Below are 6,599 nucleotides of genomic sequence, written 5' to 3'. Positions count from 1 at the left end.
CCCGCCGGCCGCAACCGCGCCTGGCCATCCGCCGGCGATGGCCGAGATCGACCGCGTGATCCGCTTGACCGGCGCGCATCTGCTCGGCTCGTTCGGCAGATGCGGCTTCATCCCGACCTATGCCGCCTTCAACCTGATCGGCGACCCCGACATCAGCGGGCGCGAGATGCTGATGGCGCTGACCGGGCTGAACGCCCGCGGCTACAAGAACTCGACCTTACTGTTCAGCCTGGCGCGGGTCTTCATCGCGCATTCGCCGGCGCGCGCGCTGATCAACCCGCTATGGCGCGGCATCGCCGAGCCGATGTGGGAGCCGGTGCAGATCCGCCACCGCTCGGCCTATTACGACGCCTTCTTCACCGAGGCGCTGCTCGGCTTTGTCGAGACCGGGCTCGCGTCACCGGATGAGGCAGGCGCGGCGCGGCGCGCGATCGCCGACATGGTGGACTTCTGCCTGAAGACCAGCGCCGAGGAGGTGCCCTCGCATGACGGCTCGGTCGTGAAGGTGATCACCGCGCTGGCGCCGGGGCGGCATCCCCGTTTCTCGCGCTTCTTCGCCCAGATCAAGCAGGACCTCGGCTTCGGCGTCTATGTGCCCGACTGCGACACCACGGCGTGCGCGTTCTCGGCCGCGACGCAAGCCGGCTCCGACGACCCGATCCTGCAGCAGCCGCTGCTGGATTTCTATCGCGGCTACCAGGTGCGCGCGGGCGCCAACGAGCCGCGCGTCACCGTGCCGCTCAACGATAACATCGACTATGAGGGCGGCGTCGTCACCTGGATCGACAATCTCGCCGGCGAGCGGCCTTACGGCAACGACCTCGATCCGACGCTGAACCTCGACATCCTCGAGGTCTCGTTCCGCAACCTCGCCCGCTGGCGGATCATCGAGACGCCGCAGCGGCTCGAGACGGTGCATCGCATCATCGCCTTCCAGAAGAATCTGGTCGAAAGCGGCGCGTTCAGGAATCCGCGTTCGCACATCTATTATCTGCCCGAGCTCTATTCGGCCTATTTCGGCCGCTGCTACGCCGCCTTCGTCGCGCTGCCGCTGGCCGCGCAGCGCGTGATCGATCCCGGCAATGTGTTCGCGCTGATCCGCGCCCGCGTGCTCGGTTATGTCCAGGGCGAGTTGATTACGCATGAGATGAACCCGTTCGACGCCGCGCTCGCGCTGATGGCGCTGGCGCATCTTGGCGCCGAGGTCTCGACCTTCACGCCGGCGCTGCACTGCATCGTGCAGGGCCTCGGCGAGGGCGGCCGCAAGGGGCCCTACAGAGCCTACGAATGGAATAAGATGAAGACGCCGACGCGGATCCTGGTCGGCGGGCCCGAGGTGACGTCGGCCTTCGTGCTGATGGCCCTTGCGCTGGCCAGGAAGCGGATGGTCGCGGTGTAGCTGCGTAGGATGGGTAGAGCGAAGCGAAACCCATCATTGACACCGCCGATGCGAACGATGGGTTTCGCTACGCTCTACCCATCCTACGGACCGTCCGGGAGGCGAATGGCGCAGACGCACGGGGATGACGCGAAGTTGAAACTGGCGGAAACACATCACCACTGGCAGGGTTGCCCAATTGCCCGCACAATCCTTGCCGATCCTTTGGGCACTGACCGCTGAACGAAAGACTGGCCGGGAACGCCGATGCTCAAGACGCTGCTCACTGCTGGCCTGCTGCTGTCGCTGCCGACGCTGGCTGTCGCCGCCGACATCACCGGCGTGCCGAAGATCCACGATGGCGACCAGCTCATGATCGGCAGCGTCAAGATCCGGCTCGGCGGGATCGACGCGCCGTCGACCGACCAGCTCTGCCTCAACACCAAGGGTGAGCGCTGGACCTGCGGCGTCGCCGCGCGCGACGAGCTGATCAAGCATGCCGGCAACAAGAGCTGGACCTGCCACGCGCGCTCGGTCGATCGCCGCGGCCGCACCATTGCGCGCTGCGAGGTCGACGGCGAGGACATCCAGAAGTGGATGGTCAGCAATGGCTGGGCGCTGGCCTTCACCCGCATCTCGCATGACTACGAGCCCGACGAGAAGGCGGCGCGCGCGGCCAAGGCCGGGATGTGGCAGGGCGCGTTCATCGCGCCGTGGGACTGGCGCGTGCGCAACAAGAAGACCACCGTGCTCGGCGCCGTGAAGCCGCCGGAGGGCGCCAAGGCGATCCTGCTCGCCTCCGCCTCCGGCCCGGTGGCGCCCTCGCCCGACTGCACCATCAAGGGCAACGTAAACCGCTCCGGCGAATGCATCTTTCACCAGCCGACCAGCCGCTGGTACGCCAAGATCGAGATGAAGATCAGCAAGGGCACGCGCTGGTTCTGCTCGGTCGAGGAAGCCGAAGCCGCCGGCTGCCGCGAGACGCGGCGCTAAGGCGCGCCACGCACTGATCCGAAAGCGTGTGCTGTGACTGACGTCGAAATCAACCCGCCTGCGGCGCGCCGTCGCAAACGCGTGCGCTATCTGCAGCTGCTGCTGTTCGTCCTGGCCATTTATCTGATCGCGGCCTATCTGGTGCTGCCGGCGCTGTGGACGCATTACGAGCACCAGAAGGGCCTCGCCAATCTACCGATGGTGACCCGCACCGCGCAGGGCATTCCCGGCGACCCCATGAATGTCGGGCTGATCGGCGACACCAAGGACGTGGTCTGCGCGATGCACGAGGCCGGCTGGTTCCCGGCCGATCCGGTCACGCTGAAATCCTCGATCGAAATCGTAGGCAGCGTGCTGCTCGACCGTCCCTACAAGGATGCGCCGGTGAGCAGCCTGTTCTATCTCGGCCGCCGCGAGGACCTCGCCTTCGAACGGCCGCTCGGATCGAGCGCGGATCGCCGCAACCATGTCCGTTTCTGGCGGGTGCTCGACCAGGGTCAGGAGAAGCGCCCGGTGTGGCTTGGCGCTGCGACGCTCGACCGCAGTGTCGGCATCAGTAGCTACACCGGCGCGGTGACGCATCACATCGCGGCCGACCTCGACGCCGAACGCGCGCTGCTCGCGACCGACCTCGAATCCGCCGGCATGGTCACCGCGAAATACCAGGTCACCGGCATCGGCCCAACCTTCGACGGACATAATGGCGGCGGCGACCTCTATTACACCGACGGTGAAATCTGGGTGATGCGGCTGGTCGAGGCCTGCCGCAAGAATGACGGCACCGTCGAGCAGATTCCGAGCCCCGCCGCGACCCAGTTCAAGGACCAGATCTGGCGTGCTGTGGTCGAGACCATCGACAAATAAGGCTGTGTCCCGCGCTTTTGGAAACGCTGGATTGCTTCGTCCGGCTCGCAATCGCGGCCGCGATGGCATATCCTCCACGCTTGACCCCTCAGACGCATGATTTGCGTAGCTTTACCCAAAAGGAACAGGACGATGACCGTTCGCGCGGGCCGGGAATTTCTGGCCATCCCCGGGCCCACCACGATGCCTGATCAGGTGCTGCAGGCGATGCATCGCCCGGCGCTCGATATCTACTCCGCCGAGATGTTCGAACTGACCGAAAGCCTGCTGCGCGATCTCTCGAAGCTGTTCGCCACCATGGGCAAATCCTACATCTACATCGCCAACGGCCACGGCGCCTGGGAGGCGACGCTCTCCAACGTGCTGTCGCGCGGCGACAAGGTGCTGGTGCTGGAGAGCGGGCGCTTTGCGATCGGCTGGGGCCAGGCGGCGGCCGCGATGGGCGCCGATGTCGAGGTGCTGAAGGGCGACTGGCGCCGCGCGATCCGCCCGGCCGAGGTCGAGGAGCGGCTGCGCCGCGACAAGGAGCACAAGATCAAGGCGATCCTCGCCGTGCAGGTCGACACCGCCTCGGGCGCCTACAACGACATCGAGGCGATCGGCAAGGCGATCAAGGCGGCAGGCCATCCCGCGCTGTTCATGGTCGATACCGTCGCCTCGCTCGGCTGCATGCCGTTCGAGATGGACAAATGGTATGTCGACGTCGCGATGTCCGGCTCGCAGAAGGGCCTGATGACGCCGCCCGGCCTCGGCTTCGTCGCCGCCAATGATCGCGCCTGGGACGCGCACAAGAAGGCCGATCTGCGCACGCCCTATTGGGACTGGACCGAGCGCGAGGGCTCTGAGCACTACCGCAAATATGCCGGCACCGCGCCGGTGCATCTGTTGTTCGCGCTGCGCGAAGCAATCAACATGCTGCACGCCGAGGGCCTGGAGAACGCGTTCGAACGGCACCGGCTGCTCGGCGAAGCCGTGCGCCGCGCCGTCGCCGTCTGGGGCGAGGGCCAGGTGCTCGGCTTCAACATCACTGAAGCCGCCGAGCGCTCCAACACGGTGACGACCGTGACCGTGAAGGGCGCCGATCCCGCTGCGATCCAGCGCTATGCCAAGGAGAAATGCGGCGTCGTGCTCGGCACCGGCATCGGCGACCTGCAGGGTCAGGCCTTCCGCATCGCGCATATGGGCCACGTCAACGCGCCGATGATCCTCGGCACGCTCGGCGTCGTCGAGGTCGCGCTCACCGCGCTGAACATCCCGCACGGCAAGGCCGGCGCCGACGCCGCCATCCAGTGGCTCGGCGAGAACGTGAAGGCGTAGGCTTCGGCCCAAGGCTGCGGTTAGCGCTCTCAAACCCGTCATCCTGAGGAGCCCGCCAAAGGCGGGCGTCTCGAAGGATCGACGGCCACGCTCGCGCCGCGAGAGAATCGGAGTGCGCGGAAATAGCCGGGCCGTGCATCCTTCGAGACGCGCTGCGCGCTCCTCAGGATGACGGGAAAGGGTTCGCCGGCCGACGAAACGCCCGCGAATATTCGCCCATTGACGCTCGCAACGCTTGCTACATGATCGATGCGCGATACGCGCGAGATCATCCCGATGGGCATCTACGTTTATATACTTCGCTGCGCCGACAACTCGTTCTACGTCGGCAGCGCCACAGGTGACGATCTCGCGCCGCGCATCGAACAATACAATGCGGGTGCCTTCCCAGGCTACACTCATAATCGCCGACCCGTCGTCCTCGTCTGGTCACAGCATTTCGATCGCATCACCGACGGCATCGCGGCTGAACGGCAGATCAAGGGCTGGAATCGGGCGAAGAAGGAAGCACTGATTCGGTCGGATTGGGCCACGATCAGCCGACTGGCTCATCGACGCGGAACAACCCCTTCCCCGTCATCCTGAGGAGGCCGCGGAGCGGCCGTCTCGAAGGATCGACGGCCGTGCTCCAGCCGCGAGAGAATCGGAGCACGCCGAGATATCCGGGCCGTGCATCCTTCGAGACGCGCTTCGCGCTCCTCAGGATGACGGAAGGGCGGCCAAGGGATACGCAGCGAGGACGAGCCACGACTTTATGACGGGGCACGAACACTTTTCGTCGTCATCGTTTTCCGCTTTACTGCCGGCAACAGCCGGGCACGGATCCCTGCAACAACAAGATGGAGGGATCGCTTGGCATCGGTGGAACTGCGCGGCCTGGTCAAGCGGTTCGGATCGTTTGTCGCGGTTGATGACGTCTCGCTCACGATCGATCACGGCCAGCTGGTCTGCCTGCTCGGGCCGTCCGGCTGCGGCAAGACCACGACGCTGCGGCTGATCGCCGGGTTCCTCGAACCATCCGGCGGCGAGATCCGCGTCGGCGACCGCGTCGTGTCATCGAAGGCGCGCACGCTGCCACCCGAGCAGCGCAACATGTCGATGATCTTCCAGAGCTACGCGCTGTGGCCGCATATGACGGTGGCCGAGAACATCGTCTATGGGCTGCGCTTGCGCAAAATGGATCGCGACACCATCGCGAAAAAGCTCGCCGCGATCCTGGCGACCACCAAGCTGGAGCCGCTGGCGCAGCGCTATCCGGGCGAACTCTCCGGCGGCCAGCAGCAGCGCGTCGCGCTGGCACGCGCCCTGATCGTCGGCCCCGAGACGCTGCTACTCGACGAGCCGCTGTCCAATCTCGACGCCAATCTGCGCGAGGAGATGCGGTTCGAAATCCGCAGGCTGCACGACGAATATCGCTACACCACGGTCTATGTCACCCACGATCAATCCGAGGCCATGACCACGGCCGACCTAATCGCGGTGATGAATGCCGGCAAGATCGACCAGCTCGGCGCGCCTGAGGACATCTATGCGCGGCCGGAATCCGAATTCGTGGCGCGCTTCATCGGCGCGGCCAACGTGATCAAGGGCACCGCGCGCGACGCGACCCATGTCGAGTTCGCCGGCGCTGTTCTCGCGGTGGTCGGCGCCAGACTCACGACCGGCCAGAGCGCGCCGGTTGCGATCCGCCAGCATGAAATTCAGCTCTCGACGCAAGCCCCCGCAGCATCGCAGAACACACTCAAGGCCATCGTGACGCGACAGGTCTATCTCGGTATGAACCGCGACTACATGGTCGAGACACCTGACGGCACCTCGCTGCGGGTTACCACGCCGACCGAGACCGCGGTCGAGAGGGGCAGCGAGGTCTGGCTGACACTGCCGCCCGAACGCTGCCGCGCCCTCAGCCGATAACAAACAAGAAACCGAGGGACGCGATGCGGAAACAAATCTCCAGACGCCACGTCCTGAAAGGCTCTGCGGCGCTTGCGTTCGGCAAGGTATTCGCGTCGCCCGCGCGCGCCGCGCCACCCGAGCCGGTTGCGAT

General features: G+C 65.7%; 6 protein-coding genes. All 6 read left to right on the top strand.

Annotated features, from left to right (window positions below):
* On the top strand, nt 1-1,399 hold a 1,399-nt coding region (locus H8B02_RS43960), incomplete at its 5' end, for a hypothetical protein (RefSeq protein ID WP_229172009.1).
* A 246-nt stretch (nt 1,400-1,645) separates the two neighbouring features.
* Entirely contained in the window at nt 1,646-2,371 is a 726-nt protein-coding gene (locus H8B02_RS43955; RefSeq protein WP_229172008.1) for a thermonuclease family protein, read from the top strand.
* Nucleotides 2,372-2,404: 33 nt separating this feature from the next.
* A complete protein-coding gene (locus tag H8B02_RS43950; protein ID WP_229172007.1) occupies nt 2,405-3,235 on the top strand; it encodes an LssY C-terminal domain-containing protein in 831 nt (276 codons plus the stop codon).
* Nucleotides 3,236-3,367: 132 nt separating this feature from the next.
* A complete protein-coding gene (locus H8B02_RS43945; protein WP_229172006.1) occupies nt 3,368-4,552 on the top strand; it encodes a pyridoxal-phosphate-dependent aminotransferase family protein in 1,185 nt (394 codons plus the stop codon).
* Between the two features lie 276 nt (nt 4,553-4,828).
* Nucleotides 4,829-5,137, top strand: a complete 309-nt coding sequence (locus H8B02_RS43940) for a GIY-YIG nuclease family protein (RefSeq protein ID WP_229172011.1) — start codon at nt 4,829-4,831, stop codon at nt 5,135-5,137.
* Nucleotides 5,138-5,413: 276 nt separating this feature from the next.
* Nucleotides 5,414-6,466 (top strand): ABC transporter ATP-binding protein, encoded by a 1,053-nt coding sequence (locus H8B02_RS43935; RefSeq protein ID WP_229172010.1) that lies wholly within the window; start codon nt 5,414-5,416, stop codon nt 6,464-6,466.
* The last annotated feature ends 133 nt before the right edge of the window (nt 6,467-6,599 follow it).

Source organism: Bradyrhizobium altum (genome assembly GCF_020889705.1).
GTDB classification, from domain to species: domain Bacteria; phylum Pseudomonadota; class Alphaproteobacteria; order Rhizobiales; family Xanthobacteraceae; genus Bradyrhizobium; species Bradyrhizobium altum.
Note: the sequence above shows the minus strand (reverse complement) of the source record. Positions and strands in the feature narration are given on the sequence as shown.

Bases quoted from the DNA above. Each gene is read 5' to 3' on its own strand.
- H8B02_RS43955 (WP_229172008.1), top strand. From the start codon at position 1,646: ATGCTCAAGACGCTGCTCACTGCTGGCCTGCTGCTGTCGCTGCCGACG.
- H8B02_RS43945 (WP_229172006.1), top strand. From the start codon at position 3,368: ATGACCGTTCGCGCGGGCCGGGAATTTCTGGCCATCCCCGGGCCCACC.
- H8B02_RS43940 (WP_229172011.1), top strand. From the start codon at position 4,829: ATGGGCATCTACGTTTATATACTTCGCTGCGCCGACAACTCGTTCTAC.